The 20670-nt window shown below is 66.0% G+C and carries 18 protein-coding genes; 7 read left to right on the top strand and 11 right to left on the bottom strand.

All coding sequences use genetic code 11. The features are described from left to right. Positions 1–24 precede the first annotated feature (24 nt). Both BXA07_RS00475 and BXA07_RS00470 read right to left on the bottom strand, forming a co-directional pair. Positions 25–858, bottom strand: a complete 834-nt coding sequence (locus BXA07_RS00475) for a hypothetical protein (protein ID WP_076564708.1) — start codon at positions 856–858, stop codon at positions 25–27. 138 nt (positions 859–996) lie between these two features. Further along, positions 997–1899, bottom strand: a complete 903-nt coding sequence (locus BXA07_RS00470; RefSeq protein WP_076564705.1) for a LysR family transcriptional regulator — start codon at positions 1897–1899, stop codon at positions 997–999. A 127-nt stretch (positions 1900–2026) separates the two neighbouring features. On the opposite strand from BXA07_RS00470, the gene BXA07_RS00465 reads away from it, so the two are divergent. The 3 genes from BXA07_RS00465 (at position 2027) to BXA07_RS00455 (ending at position 4318) form a co-directional block, all read left to right on the top strand. Then, positions 2027–3463 carry an MFS transporter gene (locus BXA07_RS00465; protein ID WP_076564703.1) on the top strand — a complete coding sequence of 479 codons (1437 nt, stop codon included), beginning with the start codon at positions 2027–2029 and terminating at the stop codon, positions 3461–3463. Next, positions 3451–3861 (top strand): DUF4440 domain-containing protein, encoded by a 411-nt coding sequence (locus BXA07_RS00460; RefSeq protein ID WP_076564701.1) that lies wholly within the window; start codon positions 3451–3453, stop codon positions 3859–3861. Before BXA07_RS00465 ends, BXA07_RS00460 begins: the two co-directional genes overlap by 13 nt. Before the next feature lie 112 nt (positions 3862–3973). Then, positions 3974–4318, top strand: coding sequence for a hypothetical protein (locus BXA07_RS00455; protein WP_076564699.1), 345 nt, complete (start codon positions 3974–3976; stop codon positions 4316–4318). Between the two features lie 25 nt (positions 4319–4343). Here BXA07_RS00455 and BXA07_RS00450 read toward each other — a convergent pair whose 3' ends face one another. From BXA07_RS00450 to BXA07_RS00430, 5 genes are read right to left on the bottom strand one after another with little or no spacing between them, the layout of a single operon-like run. Next, the gene (locus BXA07_RS00450; protein WP_076564697.1) at positions 4344–4919 is read right to left on the bottom strand and encodes a DUF1349 domain-containing protein; all 576 of its coding nucleotides are present in this window, start codon (positions 4917–4919) and stop codon (positions 4344–4346) included. Positions 4920–4944: 25 nt separating this feature from the next. Further along, positions 4945–6348 (bottom strand): efflux transporter outer membrane subunit, encoded by a 1404-nt coding sequence (locus BXA07_RS00445; protein ID WP_076564695.1) that lies wholly within the window; start codon positions 6346–6348, stop codon positions 4945–4947. Then, entirely contained in the window at positions 6345–9437 is a 3093-nt protein-coding gene (locus BXA07_RS00440; RefSeq protein WP_076564693.1) for a MexW/MexI family multidrug efflux RND transporter permease subunit, read from the bottom strand. Before BXA07_RS00440 ends, BXA07_RS00445 begins: the two co-directional genes overlap by 4 nt. Positions 9438–9449: 12 nt before the next feature. Then, positions 9450–10550, bottom strand: coding sequence for an efflux RND transporter periplasmic adaptor subunit (locus BXA07_RS00435; RefSeq protein WP_076564691.1), 1101 nt, complete (start codon positions 10548–10550; stop codon positions 9450–9452). A gap of 55 nt (positions 10551–10605) precedes the next feature. Then, the gene (locus BXA07_RS00430) at positions 10606–11088 is read right to left on the bottom strand and encodes a DUF2165 family protein (protein ID WP_076564689.1); all 483 of its coding nucleotides are present in this window, start codon (positions 11086–11088) and stop codon (positions 10606–10608) included. 125 nt (positions 11089–11213) lie between these two features. On the opposite strand from BXA07_RS00430, the gene BXA07_RS00425 reads away from it, so the two are divergent. Beyond that, on the top strand, positions 11214–11873 hold the full coding sequence (locus tag BXA07_RS00425) for a helix-turn-helix transcriptional regulator (RefSeq protein WP_076565589.1): 660 nt from the start codon (positions 11214–11216) through the stop codon (positions 11871–11873). On the opposite strand, the gene BXA07_RS00420 is transcribed toward BXA07_RS00425, so the two are convergent. Next, on the bottom strand, positions 11870–13129 hold the full coding sequence (locus BXA07_RS00420) for an MFS transporter (protein ID WP_076565587.1): 1260 nt from the start codon (positions 13127–13129) through the stop codon (positions 11870–11872). The genes BXA07_RS00425 and BXA07_RS00420 overlap by 4 nt on opposite strands. 112 nt (positions 13130–13241) lie before the next feature. On the opposite strand from BXA07_RS00420, the gene BXA07_RS00415 reads away from it, so the two are divergent. Beyond that, positions 13242–14141 (top strand): LysR substrate-binding domain-containing protein, encoded by a 900-nt coding sequence (locus BXA07_RS00415; protein WP_076564687.1) that lies wholly within the window; start codon positions 13242–13244, stop codon positions 14139–14141. On the opposite strand, the gene BXA07_RS00410 is transcribed toward BXA07_RS00415, so the two are convergent. Together BXA07_RS00410 and BXA07_RS00405 are read right to left on the bottom strand one after the other, a co-directional pair. After that, the gene (locus BXA07_RS00410; protein WP_076564685.1) at positions 14138–14890 is read right to left on the bottom strand and encodes an SDR family oxidoreductase; all 753 of its coding nucleotides are present in this window, start codon (positions 14888–14890) and stop codon (positions 14138–14140) included. The genes BXA07_RS00415 and BXA07_RS00410 overlap by 4 nt on opposite strands. Before the next feature lie 117 nt (positions 14891–15007). After that, entirely contained in the window at positions 15008–16051 is a 1044-nt protein-coding gene (locus tag BXA07_RS00405; RefSeq protein WP_076564683.1) for a methyltransferase domain-containing protein, read from the bottom strand. Positions 16052–16179: 128 nt separating this feature from the next. Between BXA07_RS00405 and BXA07_RS00400 the strand changes: the two genes are divergently transcribed. Further along, positions 16180–17070, top strand: coding sequence for a helix-turn-helix domain-containing protein (locus BXA07_RS00400; RefSeq protein WP_076564681.1), 891 nt, complete (start codon positions 16180–16182; stop codon positions 17068–17070). Positions 17071–17127: 57 nt separating this feature from the next. After that, complete coding sequence (locus BXA07_RS00395) at positions 17128–17532, top strand: VOC family protein (protein WP_076564679.1); 405 nt, start codon at positions 17128–17130, stop codon at positions 17530–17532. A 28-nt stretch (positions 17533–17560) separates the two neighbouring features. Here BXA07_RS00395 and BXA07_RS00390 read toward each other — a convergent pair whose 3' ends face one another. Next, complete coding sequence (locus tag BXA07_RS00390) at positions 17561–20431, bottom strand: insulinase family protein (protein WP_076564677.1); 2871 nt, start codon at positions 20429–20431, stop codon at positions 17561–17563. Positions 20432–20670: the final 239 nt, after the last annotated feature.

Below are 20670 nucleotides of genomic sequence, written 5' to 3'. Positions count from 1 at the left end.
AGGACGGGGCCGGCCCGCAGCGCGTCAGGACGTCATGCGCTCCCAGCCATGCTTGACGGCCGCCTTGAAGTCGTCCCACGCCGACTGGGGATACGTGTGTTCCCAGTTGCTGCGCAGCTCGGGTTCGACCTGCTCCCAGTGCTGGCCGCGGTAGCTGTCGCTGCCCGCCATCGAGTGGCCGTAGCGGTAGGCGGGATCGTAGTCCTCGAAGCGCGCGCCGCTGGCCGCATACACGCGGTTCCAGTGCGCCTGGTAATACTGCTCGTCGTCGTCGCTGGTGCGCGGCAGGTTGTCGGCGCTGGGATAGTGGCGCACGGTGGCGCCGCCGCGCGCTCCTTCCGGCGGCATGCTGCCGGCAAATTGCTGCGATGACGAGGCATCCTGCCGGTTCACGTTGCCGGCCGGCATGCCCTGCTGCGACGGCGCGCCCGACTGCATGCTGGCGCCCTGGCGCATCGCGCTGTCGTAGTGCGGCGCACCCTGCCAGCCGCCGGCGCGCCAGCTGTCCGCGTGCGCATCGATGTCGATGGGCGCATAGCGCTCGACGAGGTCGGTGGCGCGCTGGATGTCGGCGTCGCTGGCCTCTTCCAGGGTCAGCACGATATGGCCGCGCCGCACGGCTTCCGCATAGATGTGGCGGTCGGCGTGGCTGCCGAACAGGTCAGTAAAGAAATGCTTGACGCTGTCGAGCAGCGTCTCGCCATCGTCGTGGCGGGCGTCCGCCGTGCCGGACGCCGCGTCGCTGCCCGCATCGTGCAGGCGGATGTTGGCGCTGGGAAAGCCAGCGGTGATGAGGTCTAGCCGCGCATGCTCGGCCATGTCGCGCTGCGCGAAAACTGCTGCCAATGTATGTGCCATGATGGTCTCCAATCGGTGAACAACGTCCCTTCAGTGTAGGCCGTGAAAAACGAAATGGGCGCTCGTTTGCCCCTTGGAAATCGTTGTATGCAACAAGTATTGACGACGTGACACTGGCGCCGTGGCGCCACGTGAAACTTATGCGGGCGTGCCCACGAAAGCGCGCAAAAAGTCGATAAAGGCGCGCACCTTTTCCGCAATATGCTGGGTGTTCGGATACACGGCATACACGCCCTGCTGGGGAAAGGCGACGTCGGGCAGCAGGCGGCGCAGGCGTCCCGCGCGCACCTCCGCCTCCACCTGCCACTGCGGCAGCAGGGCCACGCCGCAGCCGCCCAGGGCAAAGCCCAGCAGGGCCGAGGCGGAGTCGGACTGGATGACGGCGTCGTCCTGCACGGCAAAGGCGGCCGGGCCGTCCGGCGTCTGCACCTCCCAGCGCAGCGGCGAGGCCAGGCGGCTGTGCGCCAGCCAGCGCGCGCGCTGCAAGTCGGGCAAGGTGGCGATGCCCTGGCCCGGCAGGCTGGCCAGGTAGGCGGGCGAGGCGACGGGCCAGATCGCATACGGCTCGATCAGCGCGGCGCGGTAGCTCGAATCGTTGAGCGAACCCATGCGGATGGCCACGTCGTAGCGGCCCGAGATCAGGTCTTCATGCGAGGATGACGACGAATGCTGGATCTGCAGCTGCGGATGGGCGGCGGCAAAGGCGATCAGCGCGGGGATCACCGTGCGGCTGCCGTATTCGACGGTGGTGGTCAGGCGCAGGGTGCCGCGCAAGCCCTGGTGGCCCTGGCGCGCCGTCTCGATGGCGCCGTGCGCTTCGCTCAGCACGCGCTGGCAATCCTCGTAAAAGCGCCGCCCCACGTCCGTCAGCGCCAGGCTGCGCGTGCTGCGCGTGAGCAGCGACACGCCCAGCTCCGCCTCCAGCTGTTTCAAATTAAAACTGACGACGGCCTTGCTCTGGCCCAGCACGGCGGCGGCGGCCGTCAGCGAGCCGGCGTCGACGATGGCAATAAAAATACCCAGGCGGTCGAGACTGATCATAAATAAGAATGAGTAAACATGCGGCTTCCAGAGGTTTGTCAAAAATTATTTGACAGTGTAATCGGGGCTGGCCCGTTACGCAAACGGCCTGCGGCGCTTAAGCTGGCCGTTTGCCATTCGGAGCACCATGGACTACCGCAAAAAGGTCGCCGCCATCTATCTGCTGGGGTTTTTCGTCGACCTGATCAACATGTTCATCACCAGCGTGGCCTACCCCGACATCGGCCATGCCCTGCACGCGTCGGTGGCGCAGCTGGCCTGGATCAGCACGGCCTACATCCTCGGCTTGACCATCGTCATCCCCGCCAGCGCCTGGCTTGCTGCTTATTATGGCAGCAAAACCGTGTTTATGTCTTCTTTGCTAATCTTTTTATGTGCCAGCGTGGGCGCCGGGCTGGCGCCATCGATCGAGGCCCTGATCGCCTGGCGCTGCGTGCAAGGCCTCGGTGGCGGCTTGCTCATTCCGCTCGGGCAAAGCATGACCTACCAGCTGTATCAACCTGCCGAGCGTCCCGGCCTGTCCTCCGTCATCATGCTGGTGGGCTTGCTGGCGCCCGCCCTGTCTCCCGCCTTGGGCGGCGTGATCGTCGACAGCCTGTCGTGGCGGGCGATTTTCTACCTGAACGTGCCCATCGCCGCGCTGGCGCTGCTGCTGGCCGCCTGCTGGCTGCGTCCCGACCCGCCGCGCGTGGCCGGCTCGGTGCCCCGGCTCGACGTGGCCGGCCTGCTGGCGGGCAGCACGGCGGTGTTGCTGCTGTTGCTGGGCCTGACCATGCTGGGCACGCCGGGCGCGCTGCTGACAGGCGCCGGCGTGCTGGCGCTGGGCGCCGCCTGCGCCTGGGCCTACGTGCGCGGCGCCTTGCGCAAATCCGCGCCGCTACTGAACCTGCGCCTGGCCGCCGAGCCGCTGCTGCGCATCTCGATGCTGATGTATCTGCTGGTACCGGGCGTCTTCATGGGCGTGAGCCTGCTGGCCATGCTGTACCTGCAGGGCGTGCTGGGCATGCCGGCGTCGACGGCGGGCGCCTTGATGCTGCCATGGGCGCTGGCCTCGTTTGGCGCCATTGCGCTGACGGGCAAGAGCTACCGCCGCGTGGGTCCGCAGCCGCTGTTTATCGCTGGCGCGCTGCTGCAGGCGGCCGGCATGCTGATGCTGCTGCGGGTGGACTCGGCGGGCCAGTTATTCTGGCTGGCGGGAGCATATGCCGTGATGGGTTTTGGCGGCGGCTTGTGCAGCAGCACGGCGCAAAGCACGGCGTTTTTGCGCACGCCGGACGCGCAACTGAGCCAGGCCAGCGCCGTGTGGAATATCAACCGCCAGCTGGGCTTTTGCCTGGGCGTGGCGCTGCTGAGCGTACTGCTCAACAGCCTGCTGGCGGCGCAGGCAATTGCGACGCTGGACGACCCCGCCCTGCATGCGCGCGCGGCGCACATTTTTCACTGCTGTTTCGCCCTCGCCGCTGTCTCGTGCGTGCTGCCTTTGGCCCTGTGCCTGCGCATCGACAACCGCGCCGTTCTCGACCTTTTATCCCGCCCTAAGGAAAGTAAAAAATGCGTGCCATGACCCCCTGTTTTGACGATGTTTTATCCACGCATGTGCTGATCCGCGAGTGGCTCTCCGGCGGCGCCACGGCGCCCGACCATTGCGCTGCTTTGCTTGCCCGTTTCTCGCCTGATTTCACGATGGTGGCGCCCGGCGGAAGGCAGCTCGATCGCGCTGGCCTGGCGGCGTTTTTCCAGGGCGCCGGCGGCAGCCGCCCGGGCTTGCAGATGCGCATTTCGGATCTCGTTCTGATACAGGACAGCGCGGCCGGCGCCACCGTCTCCTACCGCGAATTCCAGTCCATGCCCGGCGCAGAAAACACGGTGCGGCTGTCGACCGTCTTGTATGAAAAAACGCCTGCCGGCGAGCTGCTGTGGCGCCATTTGCACGAGACGTGGGCGGCGCCGGCGACTGCGTAAAGCAGCACCGCGCGCGGCATTTTCCTACAGGAAGACTAGGCGCGCGCTGGCTGCGTAGTAGGAATTATCGGCTCAAGATGGGATTTTATCGACTATTGGCAGGAGAAGCGCGATGAACGATACCCCCTTGAAGCCCGCAGACCAGGCCCGCAATCGCGGCACGGACAAGACCGCTGCCGCGCAAGCGGATGGCGACGCCTATGCCAGCCAGGGCGGCGGCAAGCCCGCCAGCGGCAATGTCGCCAGCGGCCACTGGGCGAACAATGTGATCACGCCGCAGGGGCCGCCCGACGCCGTGGAGCAGGAAAACCTGTCCACCCTGGGACAGCCGGAACACCGCGACCGCGTCAAGGGCGTGGCGCAGCAGCCGCACAGCGAAGCGGGCAAGCTGGCCGATGACAGGCCGGGACGCAACGAGTCGAAGGACGTGCACCGCTCGCTCAACCAGCACGAATGAACAGCTGCGATTTTTTGCTGGAAGATCAGCTCAAATCATGCAACGCTTTTTGCAGCGCGGGACCGGTGGAAAACTGCGAAAACACCACCTCCAGCCCACCGCGTTCCGGTGTGCAGCACATGGGACCCACGCGGTAGCGGGGGGCCTCGGGAAACGGCGCCAGGCGCAGTAGCGGCCACAGCTTGCCGTCGATCGAATACTGCACCCGGATCACGCCCTGTTCCACCGTCACGCGCAGCCAGAAACCGTCCGCCATGGCGGGCGCGATACCGACGGCCCAATCCGATTTGTCCAAGGTCAATACGGTGCTCAATAACAGCTGGCCGTCGGAGAATTCGACGCCGCACTTGATCCAGTTTTGTTCATCGATGCGCACCATCATGCCGGCCTGGTCGTACAGCGCGGAGTACTGCGCCGCCACGTGCAGCTGCGCCGTAAAATCGCCGGCGATTTCCGTGCCGAAGAAGTGGCCGCTGTCGCGGATAAAACCATATTGAGTCTTGCGCCAGAAATCCGTTTTTTCATCCGTCATCACGCGCAACTGCGCGCCGTCGGCGGACCAGGTTTCCGGTGGATTGAGCCAGCTGCCTTGCGTGAACATCGCATCTCCTCGTGAGCAAAAAATGCTACATAGTTTGCCCCCATCCCAGCGCCTTGTACAGGGCGATCGCATCGATGTAGGACGCCGTTTCCGCCTGCAGCGCTTCGCGCCGGATATCGTACAAGGCGCGCTGGTTTTCCAGCACGGCCTGGTAGCTGCCGGCACCGCCCTGGTAGCGCGTCGTGGCGATGCCGAGCGCCGCGTTGCCGTGGCGCGCCGATGCCAGCAGTGACGCGAGACGCGTCTGGTTTTCCGCCAGCTGCGTGATGGCGTTTTCCACGTCTTCCTGCGCCAGCAGCATCGTGTGTTCATAGCGCGCCAGCGCGCCCTGCGCCTCGGCCCGCGTGCCGCGCAGGCGGGCCTTCACACTGCCCAGGCGGAAGGCCGGATAGCTGACGGAGGGCGCCACCTCAAAGGCGCGCGCGCCGCCGTCGAACACGCCGCTGCCGCGCAGGGCGAAGAAGCCCAGAAAGCCGCCGAGGCTCAGGCGCGGATACAGGTCGGCCGTGGCGGCACCCACGTCTTCGCTGGAGGCGGCCAGCAGGCGCTCGGCGCGCACCACGTCGGGCCGCTGCTTGATCAGCCGGTTCACGTCGCCCAGCGGCAGCTGGCCCGCCAGCGGCGCCTGCTGCCGCGGTGTCGTCGCCAGGGCGATGGCGCCCGCAGTGTCTGTGCCAGGTCGTTGGCCGCTCAAGACATCGAGCCGGTACTGCGCCTGGCGCAGGCCCGCCTGCAACGGCGGCAATGCCGCCTCGCTGCGCGCCAGGTTGGCCAGCGCGTTGTGGCGTTCTTCCGGCAAGCCGCTGCCGGCGCGGATGCGCGCGTCGGTCAATGCCACCGTGTCGCGCCAGCTTTGTATCTGCGCCTGCGTCAGCGCCAGGTTTTGCTGGTAGCCCAGGGCCTCGTAGTAATTGCGCGCCACCTCGGCGGCAATCGTCAGCTGCATTTGCCGCAAGTCCGCCTGCGCCGCGTCGGCGCGCGCCTGCGCCGAGCGGGAAATATGCGCGAGGCGGCCGAACAGGTCGATCTCCCATTGCGCGTCGAAACCCACGCGCGTATTCGTGCTGGCGGCGCGGCTATCGGGCGTGTCCTGTTGCACCGTGCGCTGCCATCCCGCCTGGCCCGTGACGGCAGGCAGTTCATCGAGCCGGCGCTCGTCGAAGACGGCGCGCGCGGCCAGCAGATTCGCCTGCGCTTGCGCGATATCAAGGTTGTGTTCGAGCGCGCTGGCGATCAGCTGCGACAGCCGTGCATCGTCAAAAAACGTCCACCAGGCGGCGTTGCTGGCCGCTGTTTGAGTTGGCGCAAACTGCGCCTGCTGGGGGCTGGCCAGGGTGATGGCGGGCGTGCCCGGCGTGACGTAGGCGGGGCTGACGGCGCAGCCGGCCAGCACGGGGAAAAGGGCAATAAGATAGCGGTAATTTTTCATGGGGATTCCTTCAGCGCCTGCGACAAATCGCGGGCGCGCGGCGTGGCATGGTCGGCCGTGTGGCGGCGGGCCAGAAAGGTGTACACGGTGGGCAGCACGAACAGGGTAAAGAAGGTGCCGATCAACATGCCCGAGACGATCACGACACCGAGGCCGAAGCGGCTGTTAGCGCCCGCGCCGGAAGCGAACAGCAGCGGCACGAGGCCCACCACCATGGCGGCCGTCGTCATCAGGATCGGGCGCAGGCGGATCTGCGCCGCCTTGCGGATGGCGCTGATGCGGTCCAGCTGCTCATGCACCTGCAATTCGTTGGCAAATTCCACCATCAAAATGCCGTGCTTGCTGATCAAGCCGATCAGGGTCACGAGGCCGATCTGCGTGTAGATGTTGACGGTGGCATAGCCGAGCGCCAGCGGAATCAGGGCGCCGCAGATCGATAGCGGTACCGTGATCAGGATGATCAGCGGGTCCGTCAGGCTTTCGTACTGGGCCGCCAGCACCAGGTAGATGACGACGACGGCCGCCAAAAAGGCCAGCAGCAGGGCATTGCCTTCCGTGGCGAACTGGCGCGCATCGGACTGCCAGTCGTAGCTGAAGCCGGGTGGCAAAGTCTTCGCCACGCCGTCGAGGAAGGCGACGGCGTCGCCCAGGGTCACGCCCGGCGCCGGCACGCCCTGGAACGTGGCCGCGTTTTGCTGGTTGAACTGCGTCAGCATGTTCGGCTCGATCTGTTCCGTTACCGAGACGACGGCGGACAGGGGCAGCAGGCTGTCGTCGTCGGCGCGCACGTACTGCTGCGTCAGCGCTTGCGCCGTGAGTCGCTGTTCGCGCGGGCTTTGCGCGATGACGTCATAGGCGCGGCCATCCATGCCGAAGCGGTTCAGGTAATTCTCGCCCACCAGCACGGCCAGCGATTCGCCGATGTCCTGCATGCGGATGCCCAGGCTGTTCGCCTTCGAGCGGTCCACGCGCACTTTCACGACGGGGTTGTTGTAATCGAGGTCGCTGTCGACGACGGCAAACAGGCCGCTATCGCGCGCGCGCTGCTTGACGTCTTCCATGGTGCGGAACAGGGTGGCGTAATCCTGCGCGCTGCGCAAGACCATCTGCACGGGCAAGCCGCCGCTCGATCCGGGCAAGGGCGCCAGCTGGAAGGCGAAGATGCTGGTGCCTTCCACGTCTCCCGCGGCGTGCTGGAGTTCGGCCTGGATGACGGCCGCGTTGCGCGCGCGTTCGGCCCACGGCGTGAGGTTGATGCCGCCGATGCTCGATGCGGGTCCTTCGCCGCCGTTGATGATCCAGCGCGAGTGCGTTTCGGGGATATTCTTGTAGATGGCATCGAGCTTGTACGAAAAGCGCTCGACGTAATCGAGGTTGGCGTGCTGCGGCGCCTTGATCGCCGTCAAGACGCTGGCCTGGTCTTCCGCCGGCGCCAGTTCGCGCTGCGGCAGCAGGTACAAAAACGGCAGGCTCACCATCACCAGCGCGGCGAAACCGGCGCTGAGCCAGCGGTGATGCAGCGAGCGGTCCAGCAGGCGCGCATAGCGGCTGGTCAGACCTTCGAAGAAATGCTCGGCGGCGCGCGCCATGCGCCCTTCCGATTGTTTCGGCTGCAGCAGCAAGGAGCTCATCACGGGCGACAAGGTCAGGGCCACCACGCCCGACACCACCACGGCGCCGGCCAGGGTCAGCGCGAATTCCTTGAACAGCGCGCCCGTGAGGCCCCCCATCATGCCGATCGGCGCATACACGGCCGCCAGCGTGATCGTCATGGCGATCACGGGGCCGGCCACTTCGCGCGCACCGACCAGCGCGGCGGCCACGGGCGTCTTGCCTTCCTCGATATGCCGGTGCACGTTTTCCACCACGACGATGGCGTCGTCGACCACCAGGCCCACGGCCAGCACCATCGCCAGCAGGGTGAGCAGATTGATGCTGAAGCCGAAGGCCAGCATCAGCGCCGCCGCGCCCAGCATCGACAGCGGTATCGTCACGACGGGAATCAGCACCGAGCGCAAGGAACCCATGCACAAATAGATGACGATGACGACGATCAGCAGCGCTTCGAGCAGGGTGTGCGCCACCTCGTCGATGGACGACTGGATGAAGCGCGCCGTCTCGAACGCCAGCTCCACTTTCACGCCGGGCGGCAGGGTTTTCTGGATCTCGGGCAGCAGCTTCTTGATGCCGTCGACGATCACCAGCGGGTTGCCGCCGGGCGTGGGCGACAGGCCCAGGTACACGGCCGGCACGCCATCCATGATGCCGCTCGTTTCCGTCGCGGCCGCGCCCAGTTCCACCGTGCCCACGTCCTTCAGACGCACGAGCGATGCGCTGTCATCGCCGCCCTTGGTGATGACCATGTCGCGGAACTCGGCCACGCTGGTCAGATCCGTGTTGACGCTGATGTTGGAGACGACAAACTGCCCTTTGACTTTGCCCGGTGCCGCCTGGTAGTTATTGCGCCGCACGCTATCGGCCACGTCGGCCGCCGTCAGGCCCCGCGCCGCCAGTTTTTCCGGGTCGATCCACAGGCGCATGGCCAGCTGCTGGCCGCCATACACGTCGACTTTCGCCACGCCGTCGATGGTGGCGAACATGGGCTGCACCACGCGCGCCAGGTAGTCCGTCAGCGCGGGCGCCGAGACGCTCTCGCTTGCAAAGCCCACGTAGGCCACGGCCGAGGAATCGCCGGCCGAACGCTCGATGACGGGATCAAAAGCGCCCTCCGGCAATTTATAGCGCACCTGGTTGACCTTGGCCATGACTTCCGTCAATGCCTGCGTGGAATCGCGGTTCAGTTCCATGCGCACGGTGACGGTGCTGCTGCCCTGCACCGACGACGAGGTCAGGTAATCGATGCCTTCCACGGACGACACGGCTTGCGCAATCGGCTGCGTGACAAAACCCTGCATCAGTTCCGCCGAGGCGCCCGGATACGTGGTTTTCACGGTGATGGTCGATGATTCGAGCATCGGATACTGGCGTATCGGCAGTTGCAGGATGGCGATCACGCCCAGCATCAGGATCAGGGTGCTGATCACCAGCGCCAGCACGGGGCGGCGCACGAATAGGTCGGTAAATTTCATGGCGGCCTTTCCTTACGAACCGGCCTTGGGCGCGGCGCGCTTGGCCTCGTCCAGGGTGTTGGCGACTGCCTGCACGGCCATGCCGTCGGCCAGTTTCAGCTGGCCCGAAGCGACCACGCGCTGCCCTTCGCGCAAACCGTCCAAGATGGCGACACGGCCCCCTGCCCGCTCGCCCAGTTTGACGCCTACGCGCTTGACGGTGAGCGGCTGTTTGCCCTCCTGCTGCGCCACAAACACCGTGTCGCCGTAGGCGCTGTAGGTCACGGCCGTTTCCGGCACCGTCAGCTGCTGGCCCGCCTCGCGCGCCACGCGCACATTCGCGTACATGCCCGCTTTCAGCGCGCCACGGGGATGGGTCAGCGCCGCCTGCACCTGCACCATGCGCGAGCGGGCGATCAGCGGGTCGATGGCGTTGATCTTCGCCGTAAAGACGTCGCCCGGATATGCGTCCACCAGCACTTGCACGGCCTGGCCCGGCGCCAGCTTGGCGCTGCTCTGTTCATCGAGGGCGAAGTTCACCAGCAGCGACTTCGTGTCGATCAGGCTGGCCACCGTGTCGGCCGCGTTCAGGTACTGGCCCGCGTGCACCTTGCGGATGCCCAGCTGGCCCGCGAACGGGGCGCGAATGGTCTTTTGCGCGATCAGCGCCTCCGTCTGGCGCACGTCGCCCAAGGCCGCGTCGCGCGCGGCCAGGGCGCTGTCGAGTTGCTCCTGCGTGGCCGCCTTGTCCCTGACCATCTGCGCCGTGCGCGCATGGCTGCTTTCCGCGTTTTTCAGCTGTGCGCGCTGGCGCAGCAGGGCTGCCTGTTCCTGCGCATCATTGAGCTTGACCAGCACGGCGCCAGCGGCCACGCTTTGTCCCGATTCGAACAGGATCTGCGTGACCCGGCCGCCCGTTTCGGCGGCCACCTGCACCTGGCGCGCCGCTTCCAGTTCGCCCACGCCGGTAAAAAAACGTTCCTGCGTGCCCAGCACGACGGGCACCAGCGCCACCTTGGTGGCCGGGTAGGCGGCGGCATCGGCCGCATGCGAATCTGCCCGTGGATACAGGGCGGCGCCCGCGATGGCGAGCGTGATGGCCAGCGCGGAAGCGCCGACGATTTTCGTATTCATGATGAAGTCCTTTACAGCAGTAAAAGGGAGAAAGAAGAGGCGCAGCGGAGGCTGGTCAGGTCCGCTGCGCGTTGAAGAGGACGAACAGGGCGATGGTCCACAGCAGCAGCACCAGGTGCGTCGTCTGCAAGCCTTCCTGCGCGATCCAGTAGCCGAACCACAGGCCGCCCAGGTGCATCAGCAGCAAGAAGGCGGCCATGGCGCACAGGGCCAGGTTCAGCCAGGGCAAGCCGGCGGCCAGGCCATCGCCGAGCAACAGCGCCACGCCCGTCCAGGCGGCGATGGCGGCCAGCAGTTGCAGCGCCAGCACCACGCCCAGCGAGAGCCGGTGCAAGGTCAATGAGGTGAGCGCACGGCGCAGCAGCGGCGTCTGGATGGTCGGGTCCTGGCGCAACGGGTCCATGCGCATGGTGTTGCCGATGGCCCAGACGGAACCGTGGAAGGCGTGCAGGTTGTTGATGGCAGCCAGGGTGAGCCAGGTGGCCAGGCCGGTGGCGAGGATGGCGTGAAACAGCCAGATGGAGTGAGACAGTTGCATGGGAAAATCCTGTCAAAAGAGTACCTTGCCGACGTGCAGGCGTGGAAATTCCTCGACAGCGGGGAGCTACCGGCCTATTATGCAAGCAATTAGTTGGTTAACTGGCCCCATGATAGTTGAGCGAAATGAATTACACAAGTAAACGTTTGGATAATAGCGAGGCGCCGCAAACGACGGAGCGCATCCTGTATTTCATCAAGACCAAGGGACCCGTCTCCACGGCGACCCTGGCCAAGACCCTGGACATGACGGGCGAGGCGGCGCGCCAGCAGGTGCAAAAGCTGGTGGCGGCGGGCCTGATCGAAGGGCGCCAGGAAGCGCAGGCGGGCGCGGGCCGGCCGCGCCAGAACTGGGTCTTGACGGAAGCGGGCAATGCGCGCTTTCCCGATACGCATGCGCAGCTGACGATCAAGCTGATCGGCTCCGTGCGCCAGCTGTTCGGCGAGGCGGGGCTGGACAAATTGATCACGCAGCGCGAAGAGGAAAGCCGCAGCGCGTACGCGCTCGCATGCTCGGCGCCGGACTTGCCCACGCGCTTGCAGCAACTGGCGGCCGTGCGCGATGAAGAGGGGTATATGGCGCGCGTGGAAGCGGACGGCGGCGACTGGCTGCTGATCGAAGACCACTGCCCCATCTGCGCCGCCGCGCGCACCTGCCAGGGCTTTTGCCGCTCGGAACTGCAGCTGTTCCAGGAAGTGGTGGGCCCAGGCGCCAGCATCGTGCGCGAACAGCACGTGCTGGCGAACGCGATGCGCTGCGTCTATCGCATTTCGCCGCTGCCTTAAGGCTTGGGAAACAGGGGCCGGGCGGCCAGCGCCACCAGCCCCGCCAGCCACCACACGACGGCCCAGCTGCTGGCCGCCAGCACGTGCGGCAGCGTGACGGGCGTGAGGAACAGGCCCACGTAGACGGCCGTGTTCGCCATACCCAGGGCCGTGCCCGCGCTGGCGCCACCCGCTTCCGTGGCCAGCTCCGTGTAGGCCACGCCATGCCAGGCGGACACGGCGATACCGGCGGCGACGACGCCCGCCATCAGCAGCCAGCCCGGCGCATCGCACGCGGCGGCCAGTCCCAGCAGCATGAACGCGGCCAGCGCCACCAGGGCCGAACCGCGCAGGTAGGCGGGCCGGTTGGCGCGGCGGTCCGTGTGGCGCCCGCTCCAGATGCGCATGATCATGGCGCCCGCCTGCAGGGCCACCATCACGGCCGTGATTTCCGCCAGGCCCAGGTGGCCGTCATCGTGCAGGAAGACGGTGGCATAGCTGAGCACGGCGAACTGCGGCACGCACAGCAAGCCGATGGCGGCCACCATGCGCCAGACCCGGCGATTCTTCAGGGGCGACCCTGGCTTGCCCTGCAACAGGCGTTTGGACGCGTTTTGCGGGGCCGTGGCGGCCTCGGCAGAGAAATGAGGCTCATGCATCCAGCGCCATGTCAAAAACGCCGACAGGCCGCATACGAGGGCCAGGGCGCCAAACACGGGCATGAAGCCATGGCGCGACGCGAGGCTGGGCAGGATCAGCGCGCCGAGGCCGCCGCCGAGCGGCACGGCCGTCTGGCGGATGCTCATGGCGAAACCCCGTTCGCCCGCGCCGAACCAGCGCATCACGGCACGCCCGCTGGCGCCGTTCACGCTGCCGCCCAGCACGCCGACCAGGGCCAGCCCCGCCGACAGCGCCCATAAGGGCGGCACGGACCCGTCAGCGGGGGTGATCCACAGCAGCAGGGCCAGCAGTGCCAGCATGGTGCCCAGCAAGCCCGTCAGCAGCACGGGTCGGTCGCCCCAGCGGTCGGTGGCCATGCCCCATGGCAGTTCGGTCAGCGCCACGCCCAGGCCCATGGCGCCCAGCGCCACCCCCAGTTCCGTATTGCTCAGGTGATAGCCGCTGCGCAGCCAGATGGCCGTGGTGGGCATGCCGTTGGCGGCGGCGGAAAAGCTGGCGTTGGCCGCCACGCCGACGGCCAGCACTTTCCAGCGGTGGGCGTCGCCCGGCGCGGTGACGGAGACAGGAACAGGAATGGCTTGGCAGCTGGTACGCATGGCAGGGACGGGAAAGTGGTTGACCCTGGCAGTGTGGCGCGCTACGATCATTCTGAATATCAGATTATTTACATCAAACCATCCCATAAAACAGGACGATTGCCGTCACGCCATGCACCAGCTGAATTTTGACATCGCCTTCCTGCGCAGCTATGTGGCTGGCATCGAGCTGGGCAGCTTTGCCCGCGCGGCCGACAAGGTGGGCCGCTCCACCTCGGCCGTCAGTGCGCAGCTGAAAAAACTCGAGGAGCAGGCGGGCCTGCCCCTGTTCCGCAAGGATGGCCGGGGGCTGGCACTGACGCCGGCCGGCGAAGTGCTGCTTGGCTATGCGCGTCGCCTGCTGGAACTGAACGACGAGGCGGCCGTCGCCTTGCGCGGCGTGGAACTGGACGGCTGGATCAAGCTCGGCCTGCAGGAGGATTTCGGCGAAGCCTTGCTGCCCGACGTGCTGGGGCGTTTTGCCCGCGCCCATCCGAAGGTGCGCATCGAGGCGCACGTGGCGCGCAACACGGAACTGATGGACCGGCTCACCATGGGCCAGCTGGACCTGGCCCTGCTGTGGGGCGGCGCGTGCATCGCCGACGTGGCGGCCTATCCGCCGCAGCTGCGCCGGCGCATCGCCGAGCCGGCCATGCGCTGGATCGCCTCGTCCAGCCTGGCATGGCGGCCCGAGCCGGGCGAAGCCTTGCCCCTGATTATGTTCGACCGCGAATGCCTGTTCCAGCGCTGCGCCACGCAGGCGCTGGACCGGGCCGGCATCGCCTGGCGCATCGCGTTTACCAGCCCCAGCCTGGCTGGACTGTGGGCGGCCGCGGCAGCCGGGCTGGGCGTGACGGTGCGTACCGGCCTGGGCTTGCCGCCGTCCGTGCGCGTGCTCGACCACGCGGAGGCGGGCTTGCCCGCCCTGCCCCCGCTGACGCTGGAATTGCTGCATGCATCAAACGTGCCCGGGCCTCCCGTCGAGCGGCTGGCGGCCCTGATCGTCGAGTCGCTGCAGCAAGACGCCGCTTAAAACGCCTGTGCCGTGGGGCGCAGCACGATTTCATTGATATCGACGTCGGCCGGCTGCTCGATCGCATACGCGATGGCGCGCGCCACGGCATCGGCGGGAATGGCGATCTGGTAGAACTCCTTGACGGCCTTGGCGCTCTCGGCGTGGCTGCTGCCCTCGCTCAATTCCGTGTCGACGGCGCCCGGTGCAATGACGGTGGTGCGGATGGTGCCGCCGCTGGCCGCCAGCTCGTGGCGCAAGCCTTCCGAAATGGCGCTGACGGCAAACTTGGTGCCGCTGTAGACGGTGCCGCCCGGGCTGAAGACCTTCAGCCCCGCCACCGACGAGATATTGATGAAGTGGCCGCTGTTCTGCGCCTGAAAATGCGGCAGGACGGCGGCGATGCCGTTGAGCACGCCTTTGATGTTGATATCGATCATGTTGTTCCATTCATCGACCTTCAGGGCGCTCATCGGCGCGATGGCCATCAACCCCGCATTGTTGATCATCACATCGACCTTGCCGAACACGGCCAGGGCCGTGTCGACCAGGCGCTTCAGATCCTCGGGCTGGGTGACGTCGGTCTGGGAAATGGCGGCCTGCCCGCCGGCGGCCGTGATTTCCTCGGCGATGGTAGTGAGCAAATCCATGCGGCGCGCACCGAGCACGACGCAGGCGCCCAATGCGGCCAGATGGCGCGCGGTGGCTTCTCCGAGGCCGCTGCTGGCACCGGTGATGACGACGACTTTCCCTGCAATAGCTTGACTCATGATGGGTTCCTTGTGAAGGCAGCACAGTGCTGCGGATGACATCGATCAATGCCGGCACAGCTTAGCGCATTTGCGTCCTTTTTTGCTATAAAAAAGATAATTACTAAATGGTAATTGTTAGGCGCGAGCAATCAGCACTTGCACGGGCGCCATGGGAAAATCGCTGGCGCCGTACTGCTCTACTTGCTGCCAGCCCGTGTCGCGCAGCAGCTGCGCCAGTTCTCCCTGGCGCGTGACGGCGCGGCCCAGCATGCGCATCGGCAAGTAATACGGCAGCACGCGCGCCGCCTCGCCCGCCGTCGCGGCGATTTCCGCCTGCACGCAGACGAACACGCCGCCGGGTTTCAAGGCCGCATGGATCTTGCGCAAGGCCGCCGCCATGTCGGGCACGAAGTGCAGCACGGATGAGCACCAGACGAGGTCGTAATCGCCGCCGATATCGTCGCTGTCCAGGTCGCCGCCCAACGTTTCCAGGCGGTCCGATAGTTGCGCATGGGCGATGTTCGCGGCCGCCACGGCCACCGTTTCCGGCCAGTCGAAAACGCAGCCGTGCACGCCCGCGTGGGCTTGCGCCAGCGCAATGGCCACCCAGCCGGGGCCGCCGCCAAGGTCCAGCAAGTTCATGGGCGTAGCGCGTGCCGCGAACGGGGCGATGCGCTGCATCACGGACAGCGCGGCGCGCATGGTGACGGCGCGCTGTTCCTGGCCGATCTGCTGCTGCGCGGCGGCGGCCCAGTTGCTGCCATTGGCAGCGCGGTACGGCGCCGCTTTGCCGCCGTCGCGCACCAGCGCGTTCAGCTGCGTGGCGAAATGGCGCAGCGCGTGCAGCCGGTACAGCCAGGCGTCGCCGCAAAAGGCAAGGGAGTCGCGGCAGAAATACTGCACGGTGGCGGCCGTGCAGCGGTAGCGTTGATCGCTGGCCTGCGCACCGGCATCGGCCCCGTCGCGCTCCAGCACCTGCATGCTCCACAGCAATTCGAGCAGCAGGGCCGTGTGCGGCGCATGCAGCGACAGGGCCTGCGCCAGTTGCGCCGGCGTGTGCGGCACGGTCAGTACATCGAGTATGCCCAGTTCCAGGGCGGCGGCCAGGCCGTCCGCCTGCACGGGCGCGACGGCCAGGTCCCAGTACGGCTGCAGGGCGTGTTGCGTATCAAATGACATGATCTTCCTTTCGGTGAAGTAGGCATCAGCGTCATTTTATGCAACAATGAGAATAATAATCATTTGCATTTGTATGCGGCGCGGCGTTTTTCGTATGCGGGACGGCGCGCGGGAAAACGGGAGGAGCGATGATGGAACAGGACAGGGCTGCGGCAGGCTGGACGCGGCGCCAGCTGGACCCGGGATTGAAAGAGTGCCGCGCCGACCAGCGCCAGGTCGACCAGGGCGTGCTGCTCGTGCATTCCGACTACCGGCCGCGGCTGGCGCTCGTCGAGCCATCGCAGCATGACGACGGGGGCGGCATGGTGATCACCATCGGGCTGGCAGGCGCCTCCGGCTACGTCACGCGCGATGGCGGGCAATTGCGTTTCCAGGGCGGCCATACGACCATGACGGTGTTCCAGCACGTCAGCGGCGAGCGCCGTTTCGAGGCGCAGCAACGGGCGGCGCAGTTGCGCGTGCTGGTCGACGAGCAGGCGCTGGCGCGCTACTGTCCGCAGGGCCTGGCATCGCTGCTGCCCCATGGCGGCGCGCGCCAGCTGGCGCATGCGGCCACCACGGCAGCTGTCGCCCAGCACGCGCGCGCCCTGCTGCGCGCGGCGGACCCGCTGGCCGTGCATATCGGCGTGCTCAGTATCCTGGCGGAACAGCTGCGGGGCTTGCAGCCGCCGCCGCTTGCCATGCCGCGCTGGAGCGAGGCCGACATCATCAAACTGGAGCGCGCCTACGCGCTGATGCAGGAACAGATGGCGCAGGCACTCACGCTCGATTACCTGTGCGCGCAGGCGGGCCTGAGCTTGTTCAAGCTCAAGCAGGGATGGCGCTACCGCTATGGCGACAGCCCGCAGCGCACCCTGCTGGCGCTGCGCATGCAGCGGGCAAAGTTGCTGCTGGAAAATGGTTGCCAGGTGGCGCAGGCGGGCTGGCAGACGGGCTACCGCCATCCGCCCAATTTCAGCGCCGCCTTCAGCCGCTATTTCGGCTACGCGCCGAAGACCGTGGGACGCGCGGGCGGGTAAACAGCCGGTGTAGAATCGGCGGGCAGCAACTACTCATACGACCCACAAGGAGACATGATGGCCCGCAAAATCTTTGTCAATCTGCCCGTCCAGTCGCTCGAACGTTCCGTCGCGTTTTTCACGGCGCTGGGCTTCAGTTTCAACGCCCATTTCACCGATGAAACGGCGACCTGCATGATCGTCACCGACGACATTTTCGTGATGCTGTTGACGCACGACAAATTCAAGCAATTCACGCCCAAGCAGCTGTGCGATACCACGGTGGCGACGGAAGTGCTCGTGTGCCTGTCGGCCGAGAGCCGCGGCGAGGTCGATGCGCTGGTGGCCAAAGCCGTTCAGGCGGGCGGCAGCATCTACAAGGAGCCGATCGATTACGGCTTCATGTATGGCCACAGTTTCCAGGATCTGGATGGACATCAATGGGAATTGATGTACATGGAAGCGGATTCAATACCGCAATAGTTGCGGTATTGAATCCGGTACAGCGCGCTTAGCTGGCCAGCGCCAGCAGATCGACCACGTCCAGCCCGGCCAGGTCTTGCGTCGTGTTGCCCGCAAACGCGGCGCGGCTTTGCTGGCCGTTTTTCAGCCAGGTGCGCGTGACTTCCTTGATCTGGCTCAGGGTGCAATTGAGCACGCCGGTGCGGAATTGCTGGCGCACGGCTTCCGTCGTGCCCCGTTGCTGCATGTTCCACGCCGTCAGCGCTTCCGCGTACGGCGAATGCGGCTTGTCGAGGCCCTTGATGACGCAGATGATGGCTTCTTCCACCTGCTCTTGCGAGAAATCGCCGGCTAGGATCTGGTCCAGCGTCGTGCCGAAGTCGGCGAACGTGCCGGCCAGGCGCGGATCGCGGTAGGAGCTCAGCGTGAACGTGCCGGCGCCGGCCGCGTAGCTGGCGCTGCCGCCATACGCGCCGCCCTTTTCGCGCAGGGCCGTATGCAGCACCTGGTTGGTCATCAGTTCGGCGGCGACGGCCAGGGCCGAGGCGTCCGGATGATGCACGCCCGGCACGGCCCAGGAAACGAAGCAATGGTTGATCTGGCTTGTCGCATGCAGGGCCGAATTAGCCAGCGGCAATGCTGCCGGCGTTGCTGCTTCAGCAGGCGCGGCCGCGCCAGTGGTGGCGGCCGGCAAGTCCAGCAGGCGGGCCAGGATTTCTCCATCCTGCTCCAGGCCTGCGCACAGCACGGTCGGCGGCTGGGCGATGATGTGCGCGTGCAGGGTGTCGAGCTCGCGCGCGATTTCCTGCAAGCCCTCGGAGGTCTTGCTCAGCTGCTGCAAGCGGCGGTAGAACGGCAGGGCGGCGGGGCCGCCGACGATGTCGTCGAAGCGGCGCGTGGCCGACAGCGGCGCCGTCGAGGCCAGCATGGCGTAGCGGTTGCCCGACTCTGCCAGGCTGCTTAATTTGTCCTGCACTAGGCTTTCGATCAGGAAGGCCAGGCGCTCTTCTTCGTCGAAGCGGGGCTTGGCGATCCAGGCCGACAGCACGGCGGCAATCGCTGCGTGTTCTTCGCGCAAGCCGCTGGCCGAGAACGACAATTCCACGCGCATCGCCTGTTGCGGGCGGGGAATGGCTTCCAGGCCGATGTGGAACGAGGGCACCATGCTCTGGCGCCAGGCGCTGGCGTCGTCGAAGGACATGTCGCCCACGCCCAGTTCCGGCGCCAGGTCCGTGTACAGGCGCAGCCATGGCCACGACGCTTCCGGCAGGCCCGACACGTCGTACAGCACGTTGGCGTAGCTGATGCCGTTCGAGGCGATGGAAAACGCCACGGCGCCGTCGACGGCCGGTGGAATCGGCAAGGCCGGGCGCGGCGATGCGCTGACGTCGCCCGGGCGGATGCGCGGCAGCACTTCCGAATTCGACGGCAGTTGCTGATGCGCTTCCAGCGCGGCCGATTCGGCGACGATGTGTTCGCGCTCGGCATCCGTCAGCTTCGCCTGCAGGGCCGCCAATGTGGCGTCTTCCTGCGCGGCGCGGTCCGTGAAGAAGGCGGCATCGGGCACCACGCGCGTCGTCAAGCGGGTCGGGTTGGCAATGAGATCGCGCACCAGCTGCTTGAAGAATGCCGGGTCCTCGATCTGCTGTTCCAGCGTTTCCAAAATCGCCGCATTGTCGAAGGCGTCCATGACGTTGCCGTCGTACATGGCCAGCGGCAAGGCGTGCAGCAAACGGCCCAGGCCGTAAGGCATGCGGCCGCTGCTGATTTCGCGCTGGCTGTATTTGATGTCGCGCAAGGCCGCGTGCAGCACGGCGGCGGGTATGCCCTCTTGCGCCGTTTCTTCCAGGGCCGTCCAGATGCGCTGGTGCGCATCGGCGATCTGTTCTTCCGTCAAGCCTTCCATGCCGATGTGGAACACCATCTGGCGGATGCCCGCGTCGCGGCCATTCATGTCCGATGGACGGCCATAGCCGGCCGATTCCATGGCGCGCATGACGGGCGCCGACGATTCGCCCAGCAAGCCGTGCGACAGCAGATGCGCGTGGTAGTAGGCGACGGGGTCGCTCGACTCGCCCATCAGCCAGGCAAATTGCAGGCCGAATTCGTCGTCGCGCGCTTCCTGCGACGGAATGTTGACGACGTTTTCCTGCGGCGCCGTCCACGCGGGCGCCAGCTGCGGCAGGCGGCGCGGGCTAAAGCCGCTGAGCTTGGAGAGCACGCGCTCGCTTACCTGTTCCTGCACGGCCGACGCTTCGATATTGCCGGAAGTCATGATCACGGCTTGCGACGGGTGGTAGTGGCTGGCGTGGAATTCTTTCAGCATGGCGTGCGTCAGTTCCGGGATCACGAGGGGATCGCCGCCCGACTCCACTTCATACGTCGTGCCCTTGAGCAAGGCGCTGGCGATGCCGCTGTCGAGCGCGCGCATGGGGCTGTTGAAGGCGCCCTTCATTTCATTGAAGACGATGCCCTGGTACACGAGCTTGTCGCCTTCGAAGGCGTGGCGCCAGCCTTCCTGGCGGAAGTTCAGGTAATCGAGGTTGGGGAAGAAGGCCGCATCGAGGTACACGTCGAGCAGGTTGAAGAAATCCTTGCGGTCCGTGCTGGCGAACGGGTAGACGGTGCGGTCCGGATAGGTCATCGCATTCATGAAGGTGGCCGTCGAACGGCGCAGCATCGAGAAGAAGGGGTCGCGCACCGGGTAGCGGGCCGAACCGCACAGGGCCAGGTGTTCGAGGATGTGGGCGCGGCCGTCGCTGACCTCGGGCACAGTGGGAAAGGCCACCAGGAACACCATTTCAGCCTGCTCGGTATGCATGTGGATATGGCGCATGCCCGTGGCGGGGTCGACGTATTGCTCGATGGTCGCCTGCAAGACTGGAATGAAGTTGCTGCTGACTTTTTCAAATGTGCTCATGCGGTATGGGATCTCTGCGGTAGGTGATTCGGATAGTCGGTGGGGCTGCATCACATGTGGGGGCAAAGTGGCGCAATGCCAGGGCCGGCGGCCAATTTGATGCCTGTGTGAATTTTTCCCTATTGTACTAGGAGTATTCATGCGCCGCCGACGTGGCCTTGCCGGCGGCCGGAAAAGCCACAGTGTTGTTGAATTTGCCATTTTCGGATAGGTGGCGTCCGCGAATCGGCGCTTCGCGT

It is taken from the genome of Janthinobacterium sp. TND4EL3, assembly GCF_900156175.1.
GTDB lineage: Bacteria > Pseudomonadota > Gammaproteobacteria > Burkholderiales > Burkholderiaceae_D > Janthinobacterium.
The sequence above is the reverse complement of the archived record's forward strand: the minus strand, read 5'-3'. Positions and strand labels throughout refer to the sequence as shown.